This window comes from Mesorhizobium salmacidum (SeqCode), assembly GCF_037179605.1.
Taxonomy (GTDB): Bacteria; Pseudomonadota; Alphaproteobacteria; order Rhizobiales; family Rhizobiaceae; genus Mesorhizobium; species Mesorhizobium salmacidum.
Genome location: NZ_JAPYKS010000010.1, coordinates 58,875 through 71,793 on the forward strand (window position 1 = coordinate 58,875; position 12,919 = coordinate 71,793).

Genomic DNA, 12,919 nt, shown 5'->3' on the forward strand with positions numbered 1-12,919 from the left:
CCTGATCAAGCCGCCATCGGGTTCAGCTTCAGATGCTGGATCAGGATGATGGTCTTGGCATCGATGATGCGGCCGTCGGCGATGCCGGCCAGCGCTTCGTCGAGCGGCATTTCCAGGACCTCGATGTCCTCGCCTTCGTCGGGTGCTCCGCCGCCGGCCGAGATGCGGTCGGCGGGCGAATAGCGCGCGATGAAAAACCAGAGCCGCTCGGTCACGCTGCCGGGACTCATGTACGGCGAAAACAGCCGCTCGATCCTGTTCAACCGGTAACCCAGTTCTTCCTCGGCTTCCTTGCGGATGGCGGTCTCCGGATCGTTTTCGTCCAGCAGCCCGGCACAGGCCTCGATCAGCGGTTCGCGGTGGCCGGTGACATAGGCGGGATAGCGGAACTGACGCACCAGAAGCACGGTCGAACGCCGGGGGTCATAGGGCAGGATCACCGCACCGTCGCCGCGATCATAGGTCTGGCGAATCTGCGTCTCCCATTGGCCGTCACGCCGACGGTAGTCGAGCACCGTCTTCTTCAGGACCGCCCAGTCGTTGGAAAGAATCTCTTCCGAGCGGATACGAATGCGGTCTTCCATCTGACACCTCGATGCTTGCTGGCGGAGGCAGGCGTAGCCGCGAACCGGTAAAGGCGCAATCGGGCCAGCGATTGGTCCAGCACCCTTCACTGTCTCGTGTGTGGTATGGACGGGTGCCATTGCCTAAATAGCGCATTCCCGTCCCCGGAGTTTGTTCATGACGACATCGCTTTTCCAACCGATCACACTCGATGGGCTCACCTTCCCCAACCGCATCGCCGTGGCGCCGATGTGCCAGTATTCCGCCGAGGACGGCTCGGCCAGCGACTGGCATCTCTACCACTGGATGAACTTGGCCATGTCCGGCGCCGGCATGGTCACGGTGGAGATGACAGATGTCGAGCGGCGCGGACGCATCAGCCATGGCTGCCTCGGCCTCTATTCCGAAGACAATGAGGCCGCCGCGCGCCGCGCACTGGACGCGGCCCGGCGCGTGGCCGCACCCGGCACGAAGTTCGGCACGCAGCTGGCGCACGCCGGCCGCAAGGCTTCGAACCGCAAGCCTTGGGAAGGTGGCGGCCCATTGCAGCCAAACGAGGATCCCTGGCAGACCGTCTCGGCCTCGGCCATCGCCTACGACACCGGCTGGAACGTGCCGCACGCCCTGGAGGACGAGGAAATTCTGCAGCTCATCGAGCGGTTCGCGGAAGCCGCCATGCGGGCCGAACGCGCCGGCTTCGACTTCATCGAACTGCACGCGGCGCACGGTTACCTGATCTTCCAGTTCCTGTCGCCGCTGTCCAACCAGCGCACGGATCGCTGGGGCGGCTCGCTGGAAAACCGGATGCGTCTTGTCGTCGAGATCGCCAGGGCGGTGAAGAAAGCGGCGCCAAAGCTGATGCTCGGCGCACGGCTGTCGGTGAAGGACTGGGTCGATGGCGGCTTTGACGTCGAGGACGCAATCGAGGTGGCGAAAGCGCTGAAGGCCGAAGGCATCGCCTATCTCTGCTGCTCGAGCGGCGGCAATTCGCCATTGCAGAAATTACCCTCTGGCCCCGGCTATCAGGTGCATCTGGCGGAAGCCGTACGCAAGGGCGCCGGCATTCCGACCCGTGCGGTCGGCCTGATCGACGACCCGAGACAGGCCGAGGCTGTTATAGCCGAAGGCCGCGCCGACATGGTGGCGCTAGCACGCGCCTTCCTCGCCGATCCGCGCTGGGGATGGCGTGCGGCCGCCACCTTCAGTGAAAAAATCCATCCGGCACCGCAGCTCGCCCGCTCGGTGACGACGATGGAACACTGGATGAAGGCCGCGGGCTGATCGCTCATCTCCCGATCCCGGCGCACTCCTGCTTGTGATCCCGGACTGTTCCGCTTCAATTCTGGCCGCAACCTGTTACGCTGGGTCAGGCTGCGGCGGGCGCGGCCGGCTTGGGAGATAATCAGGTCGTTCAGGGCATTCTTGTCGGCTGCAGCACTTACGGCCGTGGTCGCGTCTTGGCTCGGCGCTTCGACGCCGACCGTCGCGCAATATTGCGAGGGTACGGTGCACGGCCTCTCCGGCCGCTACAATCTGGCGACCGGCAGCGGCTTTCTAGCGGTGCGCACACGGCCGAACTCGTCGTCGCGGATGATCGGGCAATTGTTCAACGGCGACCATACCGAGATCTTCGACCGGCGCGGTAACTGGTACCAGGTCGAAATCGGCGGCAGCACCGGCTGGGCGAATGCACGCTGGCTGCGCAACAACTGCGGTTACTGAGACGCCAATGCATCCAGCGCGCTGCGGATGCGACGCGGCTTTTGGGCGCAGGCCGGAGGCCATTTTTGCAACCAAATTGGCTGCTTTGCGTTGCGGCCATGATGGACAACAAACCTTTTGAAACGCCTGTCGTGGTCGAGCTTGGCCACGTCGGCAAATATCGCCATATCCGCTCGACCCAGGAGGCGGCGGAGTGCCTGATGACTGTGTGGCCGCTCAATCGCGGTCCCTGTCATCGTGATGCTCTCGACACTTGCCTCAAAGTGCTGGAAGGTTATCGTTCGACAGCGGAAGCGCGCCGGGCACTGATCGAGGCCGCCAGGGAATCGGAAGTCCTGGTGCCCGACGATAAGCTGCCCGATGACCGGTTGCATTGAGCAGGCGGACCTTTAACTGGAGGTTTTGATGGCGAAGCTGACTTACAAGATCGTCGAGCATGACGGTGGCTGGGCCTACAAGGTCGGCTCAACCTTCTCGGAGACATTTCCCACCCATCAGGATGCGTTGCGCGCCGCCGAGATCGCTTCGGCCGAGCAACAAGTGGCGGGTTCCACCGACGGTATCCAGTATGAGGACGCCGAGGGCAAATGGCACGAGGAACTGGCCGACGGCCGCGACCGGCCTCAGACTGAAATCTCGGATTGATCCAGCAGAACTATGGCCGCGGATAATATGAAAACCATCCGCGGCCAGCCGGCGCCCTGTGGCCGAATTACTTGCCGCAGTACTGATCGTTGACGTTCTGCCCGGAATTGGCGTCGGGACCAGGCGTGTTGTGAGCACATGGCCCGATACCTCCAGTTTGGCCTTGGGTGCTCAGCCCCGAGCCGTAGGCGTTGATGCTTCCCGTGGTGCGTGGATCGACAGTTGTCTCATCATTGTTGCCGAACAGCCACCAGCTGTGGTTGGTATATGTCGGTTCTGACGACTGAGCCATGGCCGATGTGGCGAGACCAATCGTCAGAGCGGATGCGGCTAGAAATTTTACATACATATTAGTTACTCCGTATCTACTTTGGTCGTCTTGGATGCGACAGGGTGAAAACCCAATAGTCAGCCGAATGGTTCCCTGAAATTCTCGTGAAGTAGCGGTGATGCCGGGGCGACAAAAGCGCGCGCCGCGATGCGCTCGATGAACGCGACGACTTGTTCAGGCGCGGCGAATTGCGGCATGTGGCCAAGGCCGTCGACCGCCTCGAAATCGAGCCCGCCGATCCCGTCGCGCATCGGTTCGCCGTGGAATGGCCATGCCGATGACGCGGTCGGCGCTGCCGAATAGGATGCCGGCCGGCATAACAATCTCGCCGTAACGCTGCTCGACGCCGCCGAGATCCTGTTCGACCGCGACGACATCGGTCGAAGTCGCATGGAAATGCGCCGGCCGCAGCCCCAGCCACCCGCCGCCGGCGACCCGGTGATATCCTTGTGGGAACGTTCGCCATTTGGCGGGCATTGCCGCCGCCCGTCGGTCGCGCTATTCAGACGTCCCGTCCGCCGGAGCCTTCCATGCCTGAAATCGTCACTGCCGCCATGCTTGTCATCGGCGATGAGATTCTGTCCGGCCGCACCAAGGACAAGAACATCGGCCACCTTGCCGATATCATGACGGCAATCGGCATCGACCTGAAAGAGGTGCGCATTGTTCCCGACGAGGAAGACGAGATCGTCGCGGCGGTGAATGCCGTGCGCACACGCTATACCTATGTGTTCACCACCGGCGGGATCGGCCCGACGCATGACGACATCACGGCCGATTCGATCGCCAAGGCATTCGGCGTGCCCTGTGAATACGATGCCAAGGCCTATGCCCTGCTGGAGGCGAGCTATGCCGCACGCGGCATCGAATACACGGAGGCTCGCAAGCGCATGGCGCGAATGCCGCGCGGCGCCGACCACATCGACAACCCGGTGTCCGTGGCCCCCGGCTTCCGCATTGGCAACGTCCATGTCATGGCCGGCGTGCCGTCGATCTTCCAGGCCATGCTCGACAATGTCGTCCCGACGCTGAAGACCGGCACGAAAATGCTGTCGGCCACGGTGCACTGTCCGTTCGGCGAGGGCCTTGTCGGGGGGCCGTTGGGTGAGATCCAGAAAGCGCATCCGGATACGATCATCGGCTCCTACCCCAAATATGGCGATGGCAAATTCTGGACCGAACTGGTGGTTCGTGCCCGCGGCGCGGATGCGCTTGAAGCCGCGCGCGCCGATGTCGAGGCCATGGTGGCCGGCTTCGCCGGCAAGGCGAGCTGATCCGGCGCAAACCGGAACCAAGGCCGACGCCGCAACGTTTCCCTGCCGCGACCCGTCACTCGCAAGATCGAGAGATCATCATGCGCTTCAAGACCATCGTTGCCATTCTGCAGAACGAGCAGGACGCCGAGCGGGTGCTCGACTGCGCCATTCCGCTTGCCAGCCGCTTCGAAAGCCATCTGATCGGCATCCATGCCGAGGCGCTCCCGGTGCCCTACACTTCGGCGACGGGTTTTCCCGATACGGAGTTCCTGCAGGTTTCCGCCGACATGAACCGGGAGCGGGCCGAAAAACTCCAGGCTTTCTTTCTGAGGCGCATCGAGGATTCCGGCCTTTCCTTCGAATGGCGCAGCCTGGAGAGCTTCTCCGGCGACAGCGCGCTGACCGGCATTTCAAACGTGCGCGCCGCCGATCTCATCATCGCCGCCCAACGCGAGACCGACGGCGATCCTAGCGCAGACGTCGATACGCTGGTCTACGATGCCGGCCGGCCGGTGCTGGTGGTGCCGCATGCCGGCCCTCTCGTCACCACCTTCAAACGCGTTCTGCTCGCCTGGAACGGCAGCAAGGAGGCCGCCCGCGCCGCCTTCGATGCCCTGCCCTTCATCATCGAGGCCGACAAAACCGACATACTGGTCATCGATCCACCCGATACGCTCGACGAAAGCCCGGAGGCCGCGGGCGCCGAAATCGCCTCCGCGCTGTCGCGCCACGGCGCCACCGTCAGCGTCTCGGTGCAGAAATCGGGCGGCACCTCGGTCGACGACATGATCCAGAACAGGATCGCCGAGACCGGCGCCGATCTGCTGGTGCTGGGCGCCTACAGCCACTCCTGGCTGCGCCAGCTACTGTTCGGCGGGGTGACGCGCACGGTGCTGCGCACGGCACAGGTAGCAGCCTTCCTGTCGCGGTAAGTCCACAGCGATCGCTACCAGCCACCCTTGCCAAGCCGTGGGGTTTCCAGTTAATTCCGCGCGCATTCCCCTGTTTTCTTGCACGCGGCTGTCGCGTGCCGCGGAGTGCGCGAGACATGTCCCTTCCCGAAAAAGCTTTCCCGGTCTCCTGGGACCAGTTCCATCGCGACGCCCGCGCACTTGCCTGGCGGCTTGCCGGCGCAAGCAAGGGTCAATGGAAGGCTATTGTCTGCATCACGCGCGGTGGCCTGGTCCCGGCGGCTATCATCTCGCGCGAACTCGGCATCCGTGTCATCGAGACGGTCTGTGTCGCCTCCTATCACGACTACACCAGCCAGGGACAATTGCAGGTGCTGAAGGAGATCACGCCGGCCTTGCTGGCCGACGATGGCGCCGGCGTGCTGATCATCGACGACCTGACCGACACCGGCAAGACCGCCGGCATCGTGCGCGCAATGATGCCCAAGGCCCATTTCGCGACCGTCTACGCCAAGCCCAAGGGCCGGCCGCTGGTCGATACTTTCGTCACCGAGGTCAGCCAGGACACCTGGATCTATTTTCCCTGGGACATGGGCTTCACCTATCAGAAGCCGATCGCCGACGATCACGCCGGCTGATTCGAGGCAAGCCGCTTTTTGCCAATCAAGCCAGCGCCGATGACGATATTTGCTTGCGCGGAGCGACCCGCCGACAAGCTATCCTGTGAAATCGACGCCTTGTTGACGGGAATTAGCCGGCGTGACCGAAGTTTTTACTTTTATTGGCCACAATTAGCCGTAAGATTCATAAGACGGCAAACGATTCTGGAGGCTGGGGCTAGCTTCTCCGATGTTGACACGGCCAACGACGCACAACCACCTTGCTGAAAGAGTCCGACGGCTCTTTGGCACGGCGCCGTGCCGTCTGCAGGTTGCTGCCCTGCCCTGGCGCGATACTGGGGATGGCGTCGAGGTCATGCTGATCACCAGCCGCGACACTGGCCGGTGGGTGTTGCCGAAAGGATGGCCGGAAGCCAGGGAGCCGCTCTGCGAAGCGGCCGCGCGCGAGGCCGCCGAGGAAGCCGGTCTGCGCGGCAACATCGCCCATCTCGAAGCCGGCCGCTATTTCTATGCCAAGGTGATGGCTTCGGGCGAAGAAGTGCCTTGCGAGGTGCTGGTGTTTCCGCTGCACGTCGACAAGATCGCGGACCGCTGGAAGGAAAAGCACTCCCGCACCCGCAAATGGGTCAGTTCCAGCGAAGCCGTGCGCATGGTCAATGAGCCCGACCTCTGTCAGATCATCGCCTATTTCTGTGCCGACCCGCGCAGGTTCTCCTGATAGACGCCTTTTGCGTGTATCACGGCGGATTCACAACCTTGTGCTGTGCCGCAATGATTTGCTAATTTTTCTTCGCTAAGAATCGGTCACTCCTGGTTTGATCGATGACGAAACCCGTAGACCCACTTCAGCAAGATCCCGGCGAGCCAAAGCGCGAGCATCGGCCGCGCGTGCTCAAAGGTGGAACGATCATCACCGGGATCCAGAATTCAGAAGTCGGTTGCACGGTGCGCAACCAGCATGCGGACGGCGCAGAACTGAAAATGCCGCTCGAAGCCCGGGTTCCCGATCATTTCCTTCTGTATGTGCCGCTCGACGGCGTCGCCTATCGCTGCGAGGTCCGCTGGCGCCGCAACGACCGGATCGGCGTACAGTTCACCGGTACCGAACCCAAGCCGAAGCTGCACTACGGCTGACGCCCTGCGCACCGGCTTGCCTGGCTTTTGCAGCCTGCGGGACAGTCTTACGCAGCCCGCGTATCGCGGACTGGGTGACCGCGTGTGCCTGCCGCCGGAAAGTGGCAGCCACAGCGGTCAATTCTATCCCCGTTATCCACATGTGTGACACACAAGATGTTGGGGTTACAAAAGCTACGCAAACGAATCCTTGACGGCTCGAAACGAGTCGCCTTTTATAGGCCATGCGCTCCTGTTGAGAGCGCGACCGGAAAGTTCTGAGCCCGGTCTTTTTCCCGGATTATGTGCGTTTTGCCCGCATTTCCGCCTGTTTACGAGGCCGGCGGAAGCGTTGGGATCGTGGGTGGTGGGGCGACGAAAGGGAGAATTGTCGGACTGGAATAAATTGTCTGTTAATACTATATTTAGTGTTTGCAGCTAGGTTCGACGCTAGATAGTGTGAACTTCCCTCGGGTGAGGGAATCGAAAAATTCAGTTTTGAGGGACCCGCGGGGTCGGTTGGCAGCCTCGGCAAATGCCCGGCAAGGCGTTTTGTCGTGTGCGTGGCCGCGCCTGCGAAGAGGAGATGCCGGCATTGTTCGCGATGCCGGCAAACGGCGGACTGCGCGTTTCGTCTTTTGGGGGCAGAAATCCCCCGATGAAAGCGCTATATATAGACAAAAGGGACCGGACCAATGCGCATCGAGCGTCGTTTCACCAAGCCAGGACATGCAGGCCAAGAAGGGGCCGCTTATGCGGAGATCGAATTCCGCAAGGCGCTTTCCGAGATCAAGAATCCGGATGGCTCGGTGGTGTTCCGCTTGGACAACATCGACGTGCCGGCGCAGTTCTCCCAAGTCGCCGCCGACATCCTGGCCCAAAAATATTTTCGCAAGGCCGGCGTTCCCGCGCGCCTGAAGAAGGTCGAGGAGAACGACGTCCCTTCCTTCCTGTGGCGCTCCGTCGCCGATGAGGCCGAACTCGCCAAGCTGCCGGAAGCCGAGCGCTACGGCTCCGAGATCGACGCCCGCCAGGTCTTCGACCGGCTGGCCGGCACCTGGACCTATTGGGGCTGGAAGGGCGGCTACTTCAAGGCTTCGGAGGAAGACGCGCGCGCCTTCCGCGACGAGCTTGCCTACATGCTGGCCACGCAGCGCGTCGCGCCGAACTCGCCGCAATGGTTCAACACCGGCCTGCACTGGGCCTATGGCATCGACGGCCCGAGCCAGGGCCACTTCTATGTCGACCCCTTCACAGGCAAGCTGACGAAGTCGAAATCCTCCTATGAGCATCCGCAGCCGCATGCCTGCTTCATTCAGGGCGTGCAGGACGACCTCGTCAACGAGGGCGGCATCATGGATTTGTGGGTGCGCGAGGCGCGCCTGTTCAAATATGGCTCCGGCACCGGCTCGAACTTCTCGCTGCTGCGCGGCGAAGGCGAAAAGCTGTCCGGCGGCGGCCGCTCGTCCGGCCTGATGAGCTTCCTCAAGATCGGCGACCGTGCGGCGGGCGCCATCAAGTCGGGCGGCACGACGCGCCGCGCCGCGAAAATGGTCATCGTCGACGCCGACCACCCCGACATCGAAGAATTCATCGACTGGAAGGTCAATGAAGAGCAGAAGGTCGCCTCGCTGGTAACCGGTTCCAAGATCGTCAAGAAGCATCTCGAAGCGATCATGAAGGCTTGCGTCAATTGCGAAGGCCATGACGACGACTGCTTCGATCCGGCCGTCAACACGGCGCTGAAGCGCGAAATCAAGGCGGCCAAGAAATCGGCGGTGCCGGAAAACTACATCTACCGCGTCATCCAGTTCGCCAAGCAGGGCTACAAGTCGATGTCGTTCAAGACCTACGACACCGACTGGGATTCTGACGCCTACCTCACCGTTTCGGGCCAGAACTCCAACAATTCGGTGTCGCTGAAGGACAACTTCCTGCGCGCCGTCGAGACCGACGCCGACTGGCACCTGACCGCCCGCAAGGATGGCAAGGTCTTGAAGACGCTGAAGGCGCGGGACCTCTGGGAAAAGATCGGCTACGCCGCCTGGGCTTCGGCGGATCCCGGCTTGCATTTCAACACGACGATGAACGACTGGCACACCTGCGCTTCGGCCGGTGCGATCCGGGCCTCCAACCCGTGCTCGGAATACATGTTCCTTGACGACACGGCCTGCAACCTCGCCTCGATCAACCTGCTCCCCTACCGCAATGCCGACGGCACGATCGATATCGCTGCTTACGAGCACACGGTGCGGCTGTGGACCATGGTTCTGGAAATCTCGGTGATGATGGCGCAGTTCCCGTCGAAGGAGATCGCCAAGCTCTCCTACGACTACCGCACGCTGGGCCTCGGCTATGCCAATATCGGCGGCCTGCTGATGACTTCGGGCATTCCCTACGATTCCGACGAGGGCCGCGCCATCTGCGCCGCGCTGACCGCAATCATGACCGGCGTCGCCTACTCCACCTCGGCGGAAATGGCTTCCGAACTCGGCGCCTTCCCCGACTATGACCGCAACGCCCAGAACATGCTGCGCGTCATGCGCAATCATCGTCGCGCCGCCTATGGCGACAAGGACGGTTACGAAAAGCTCGCCGTCAATCCGGTGCCTCTCGTGGCGTCGGACCTGAAGCAGCAGGATTTGGCCACCCACGCCAAGGCCGCATGGGACCGCGCCATCGAGCTCGGCGAGGAGCATGGCTACCGCAACGCGCAGGCAACCGTGATCGCGCCCACCGGCACGATCGGCCTGGTGATGGATTGCGACACCACCGGCATCGAGCCCGACTTCGCCCTGGTGAAGTTCAAGAAGCTCGCGGGCGGCGGTTATTTCAAGATCATCAACCGCGCCGTGCCGGAAGCGCTGCGCACGCTCGGTTATTCCGAGAGCCAGATCGCCGAGATCGAGGCCTATGCGGTCGGCCACGGCAATCTCAACCAGGCGCCGGCCGTCAACCCCGGCTCGCTCAAGGCCAAGGGCTTCACCGACGACAAGATCGCGGCGCTCAACGCCGCGCTGAAGTCGGCCTTCGACATCAAGTTCGTCTTCAACCAGTGGACGCTCGGCGCCGACTGGGTGAAGGAGACCTTTGGCTTCACCGACGAGCAGCTCAACGACTTCTCGTTCGAAATGCTGCCGGCGCTGGGTTTCTCCCGGAAGGACATCGAGGCCGCCAACATCCATGTCTGCGGTGCGATGACGCTGGAAGGCGCGCCCTTCCTCAAGGCCGAACACCTCCCCGTGTTCGACTGCGCCAGCCCCTGCGGCAAGATCGGCAAGCGCTCGCTTTCGATCAACAGCCACATCCAGATGATGGCGGCGGCCCAACCCTTCATCTCCGGCGCCATCTCCAAGACCATCAACATGCCGAACGACGCGACGGTGGAGGACGCCAAGAACGCCTACATGCTGTCGTGGAAGCTGGCGCTGAAGGCGAACGCGCTCTATCGCGACGGCTCGAAGCTATCGCAGCCGCTCAATGCCTCGCTGCTCGCCGATGGCGAGGAGGATGACGACGATGCGATCGAGCAGCTGATCCAGGCACCGGCTGCGGCGCGCGCGGCGCAGATCACCGAGCGCATCGTCGAACGCATCATCGAACGCGTGTCGCGCGAGCAGGAAAAGCTGCCCGGCCGCCGCAAGGGTTACACGCAGAAGGCCAAGATCGGTGGCAACACCATCTTCCTGCGCACCGGCGAATATGACGATGGCCGTCTCGGCGAGATTTTCATCGACATGAACAAGGAGGGTGCCACGCTGCGTGGCCTTCTCAACAACTTCGCCATCGCGATCTCGCTTGGCCTGCAATATGGCGTGCCGCTCGACGAATATGTGCACGCCTTCACCTTCACCAAGTTCGAGCCGGCCGGCATGGTCATCGGCAACGATGCCATCAAGAGCGCGACGTCGATCCTCGACTACGTGTTCCGTGAACTGGCCATCTCCTATCTCGGCCGCAACGATCTCGCCCATGTCGACCAGTCGGACTTCTCCAACACCGCACTTGGCCGCGGCATCAGCGAAGGCAAGACCGACGCCGTCTCCAAGGGCCTGACCCGCGGCTCGCCGGTGAAGCTGGTTTCGAGGGCAAGCGGCAACGAGCCGAAGGGTTTTGCCGGCTCCTCCGGCATCCCTGCCCGTTCGGCGCCGACGGCCTTCTCCGGCTCCAACGTGCTTGCGTTGAAGCCGGCGAGCGACGAGGCGATCGCCTACAAGCGCGACTATGAGGAGCGGGCCAAGGAATTGGCGGAAGACATCGCCTTCGAGGAAGCGGCCTCCGATGCCTCGACCGATCGCACCGCGGCCCTGTTCACCGATACGGCGGCCCATGAAGCGGCCGAGGCGAAGAAACTCGCCGCCGACCGCCGCGCCAAGTCGCTGCTCCAGGGCTACACCGGCAATTCCTGCTCCGAGTGCCAGAATTTTACCATGGTGCGGAACGGGACCTGCGAGAAGTGCGATACGTGCGGCGCCACGAGCGGGTGCAGCTGAGAACTTTGGGATGCTACTAGCCATCCGTATACGCACAAGGCAAATTGTCTTGTGCGTATACGGCTACCGGAACAAAGCTTGAATATGAGGCCAACTGCCAGACCCGTTCGAATTTACCTAGACACCTCAGATTATAACGAGATGGCGAAAGAGGTATCTGAACATTCTGACACCAAGGAATTTCTGTTGGCTGGCATTGAAAGTGGCGAAATAGTTACGGGTTACTCTTACCCGTTAATGTTTGAGCTTTTCAGAAAGTATGATGCCAAACATAAGCCCGAGCGGCTTCGGATAGCGCGCTTTCTCAAAGCCGTTTGTCAGGCTAATGCATTTCCTTACCTGGCAGATTTGAAATCCGGCGCTCAATTTCCTAATGACGGAATTTGGATGCCGTTGTCGGCACTCGAATCTTTCTCTCCCAAGGCGCTAAAGGACAATCTGTGGGAGGGTATCCGAAACGGCATTGCAAAGGATGATCGAATAACTCGAAAGTTACGACGGCAGCTAAAATCAAAATCTGGCTACCTGGATTTAGTTCGCCAATTACCCTATCACGAATTGAAGAAGTCTGATTTTCCAAATATGCCAATCTCAGATGAGATTCTCTCCGGAGGTTATATTCAAGGTTATGTTAACGGCACTATTTCTGCCAATATCGTGTCGAGAGAGCTCACCCGATGGTTAAGCGACCCAGAAGCATTTATTCAGATTTGGTACGAGTACTCAGAAAAGGACAACCCTCTTGAGAATCTAATTGATAAATCATACCATAAACTTTCGACGGCAATTGAGAATTTTAAGATACAGAGCCAGAAAGTTGATGAAATTTACAAATCTGCTAAGAAAGCTCACTCTGATTTACATCATACTCTGCATAATTCTGATTTTCCAAAAGATTTTAGATCGTCAATTGCGCTCCCCGAGCGGCCACGCAAACCAAAGATGCCTAAGGCTGACTTAAAGCTCGACGAGAAGTTTGGAGTCGGCAGGGGTGGCCATTTTGATCATTATTTCAATGCTTTGCAAAATGGTAGAATTGATCCAGCACCATCAGATTTCGCCGACTTAATTCATCTAATTTATTTGAAAGATGTCGACCTGATACGATGCGACCGTAGAATGGCCAATTTGATGAAGGGCTGTCAATCAATCGATACTACCAAAATCGTGGGTAGCTTGCGAGATCTGCCCGAAGCTATCCGTCGCGTTGGGGCGAATCTTTGAAGTAGTTGGTGCTCCAAGATTGCCATCCGCTGCCGCCAAC

At 60.7% G+C, this 12,919-nt stretch carries 14 protein-coding genes; 11 read left to right on the plus strand and 3 right to left on the minus strand.

The window, feature by feature from the left end:
- Positions 1–5: 5 nt before the first annotated feature.
- The gene (locus tag O7A60_RS15250; RefSeq protein ID WP_337107008.1) at positions 6–584 is read right to left on the minus strand and encodes an NUDIX domain-containing protein; all 579 of its coding nucleotides are present in this window, start codon (positions 582–584) and stop codon (positions 6–8) included.
- A gap of 157 nt (positions 585–741) precedes the next feature.
- Here O7A60_RS15250 and O7A60_RS15255 point away from each other — a divergent pair, with 157 nt between their 5' ends.
- The 4 genes from O7A60_RS15255 (at position 742) to O7A60_RS15270 (ending at position 2,931) form a co-directional block, all read left to right on the plus strand.
- Positions 742–1,845, plus strand: coding sequence for an NADH:flavin oxidoreductase/NADH oxidase (locus O7A60_RS15255; protein WP_337107009.1), 1,104 nt, complete (start codon positions 742–744; stop codon positions 1,843–1,845).
- Positions 1,846–2,010: 165 nt separating this feature from the next.
- A complete protein-coding gene (locus O7A60_RS15260) occupies positions 2,011–2,286 on the plus strand; it encodes an SH3 domain-containing protein (RefSeq protein ID WP_337107010.1) in 276 nt (91 codons plus the stop codon).
- A 98-nt stretch (positions 2,287–2,384) separates the two neighbouring features.
- Positions 2,385–2,663, plus strand: a complete 279-nt coding sequence (locus O7A60_RS15265; protein WP_337107011.1) for a DUF982 domain-containing protein — start codon at positions 2,385–2,387, stop codon at positions 2,661–2,663.
- A gap of 28 nt (positions 2,664–2,691) precedes the next feature.
- Entirely contained in the window at positions 2,692–2,931 is a 240-nt protein-coding gene (locus O7A60_RS15270) for a DUF2188 domain-containing protein (RefSeq protein WP_027145493.1), read from the plus strand.
- Positions 2,932–2,998: 67 nt separating this feature from the next.
- Here O7A60_RS15270 and O7A60_RS15275 read toward each other — a convergent pair whose 3' ends face one another.
- A complete protein-coding gene (locus O7A60_RS15275; protein ID WP_337107012.1) occupies positions 2,999–3,280 on the minus strand; it encodes a hypothetical protein in 282 nt (93 codons plus the stop codon).
- Positions 3,281–3,339: 59 nt separating this feature from the next.
- Positions 3,340–3,513, minus strand: a complete 174-nt coding sequence (locus O7A60_RS15280) for a hypothetical protein (RefSeq protein ID WP_337107013.1) — start codon at positions 3,511–3,513, stop codon at positions 3,340–3,342.
- Positions 3,514–3,792: 279 nt separating this feature from the next.
- Between O7A60_RS15280 and O7A60_RS15285 the strand changes: the two genes are divergently transcribed.
- The 7 genes from O7A60_RS15285 to O7A60_RS15315 all read left to right on the plus strand — a co-directional run bounded on the left by O7A60_RS15285 (position 3,793) and on the right by O7A60_RS15315 (position 12,879).
- Positions 3,793–4,536 (plus strand): competence/damage-inducible protein A, encoded by a 744-nt coding sequence (locus O7A60_RS15285; protein WP_337107014.1) that lies wholly within the window; start codon positions 3,793–3,795, stop codon positions 4,534–4,536.
- A gap of 80 nt (positions 4,537–4,616) precedes the next feature.
- The gene (locus tag O7A60_RS15290) at positions 4,617–5,450 is read left to right on the plus strand and encodes a universal stress protein (protein WP_337107015.1); all 834 of its coding nucleotides are present in this window, start codon (positions 4,617–4,619) and stop codon (positions 5,448–5,450) included.
- 116 nt (positions 5,451–5,566) lie between these two features.
- Positions 5,567–6,067: a xanthine phosphoribosyltransferase gene (gene gpt / locus O7A60_RS15295; RefSeq protein ID WP_027145490.1), complete on the plus strand. Its 501-nt coding sequence runs from the start codon at positions 5,567–5,569 to the stop codon at positions 6,065–6,067.
- A 211-nt stretch (positions 6,068–6,278) separates the two neighbouring features.
- Positions 6,279–6,767, plus strand: a complete 489-nt coding sequence (locus O7A60_RS15300) for an NUDIX hydrolase (protein ID WP_337107016.1) — start codon at positions 6,279–6,281, stop codon at positions 6,765–6,767.
- Between the two features lie 104 nt (positions 6,768–6,871).
- Positions 6,872–7,183 carry a PilZ domain-containing protein gene (locus O7A60_RS15305; protein ID WP_337107017.1) on the plus strand — a complete coding sequence of 104 codons (312 nt, stop codon included), beginning with the start codon at positions 6,872–6,874 and terminating at the stop codon, positions 7,181–7,183.
- Positions 7,184–7,857: 674 nt separating this feature from the next.
- Complete coding sequence (locus tag O7A60_RS15310) at positions 7,858–11,655, plus strand: vitamin B12-dependent ribonucleotide reductase (RefSeq protein ID WP_337107018.1); 3,798 nt, start codon at positions 7,858–7,860, stop codon at positions 11,653–11,655.
- A 186-nt stretch (positions 11,656–11,841) separates the two neighbouring features.
- The gene (locus O7A60_RS15315; RefSeq protein ID WP_337107019.1) at positions 11,842–12,879 is read left to right on the plus strand and encodes a hypothetical protein; all 1,038 of its coding nucleotides are present in this window, start codon (positions 11,842–11,844) and stop codon (positions 12,877–12,879) included.
- The last annotated feature ends 40 nt before the right edge of the window (positions 12,880–12,919 follow it).

Bases quoted from the DNA above. Each gene is read 5' to 3' on its own strand.
- O7A60_RS15310 (WP_337107018.1), top strand. From the start codon at position 7,858: ATGCGCATCGAGCGTCGTTTCACCAAGCCAGGACATGCAGGCCAAGAA.
- O7A60_RS15280 (WP_337107013.1), bottom strand. From the start codon at position 3,513: ATGCGCGACGGGATCGGCGGGCTCGATTTCGAGGCGGTCGACGGCCTT.
- O7A60_RS15270 (WP_027145493.1), top strand. From the start codon at position 2,692: ATGGCGAAGCTGACTTACAAGATCGTCGAGCATGACGGTGGCTGGGCC.
- O7A60_RS15305 (WP_337107017.1), top strand. From the start codon at position 6,872: ATGACGAAACCCGTAGACCCACTTCAGCAAGATCCCGGCGAGCCAAAG.
- gpt (WP_027145490.1), top strand. From the start codon at position 5,567: ATGTCCCTTCCCGAAAAAGCTTTCCCGGTCTCCTGGGACCAGTTCCAT.
- O7A60_RS15285 (WP_337107014.1), top strand. From the start codon at position 3,793: ATGCCTGAAATCGTCACTGCCGCCATGCTTGTCATCGGCGATGAGATT.
- O7A60_RS15290 (WP_337107015.1), top strand. From the start codon at position 4,617: ATGCGCTTCAAGACCATCGTTGCCATTCTGCAGAACGAGCAGGACGCC.
- O7A60_RS15300 (WP_337107016.1), top strand. From the start codon at position 6,279: ATGTTGACACGGCCAACGACGCACAACCACCTTGCTGAAAGAGTCCGA.
- O7A60_RS15265 (WP_337107011.1), top strand. From the start codon at position 2,385: ATGATGGACAACAAACCTTTTGAAACGCCTGTCGTGGTCGAGCTTGGC.
- O7A60_RS15250 (WP_337107008.1), bottom strand. From the start codon at position 584: ATGGAAGACCGCATTCGTATCCGCTCGGAAGAGATTCTTTCCAACGAC.
- O7A60_RS15275 (WP_337107012.1), bottom strand. From the start codon at position 3,280: ATGTATGTAAAATTTCTAGCCGCATCCGCTCTGACGATTGGTCTCGCC.
- O7A60_RS15255 (WP_337107009.1), top strand. From the start codon at position 742: ATGACGACATCGCTTTTCCAACCGATCACACTCGATGGGCTCACCTTC.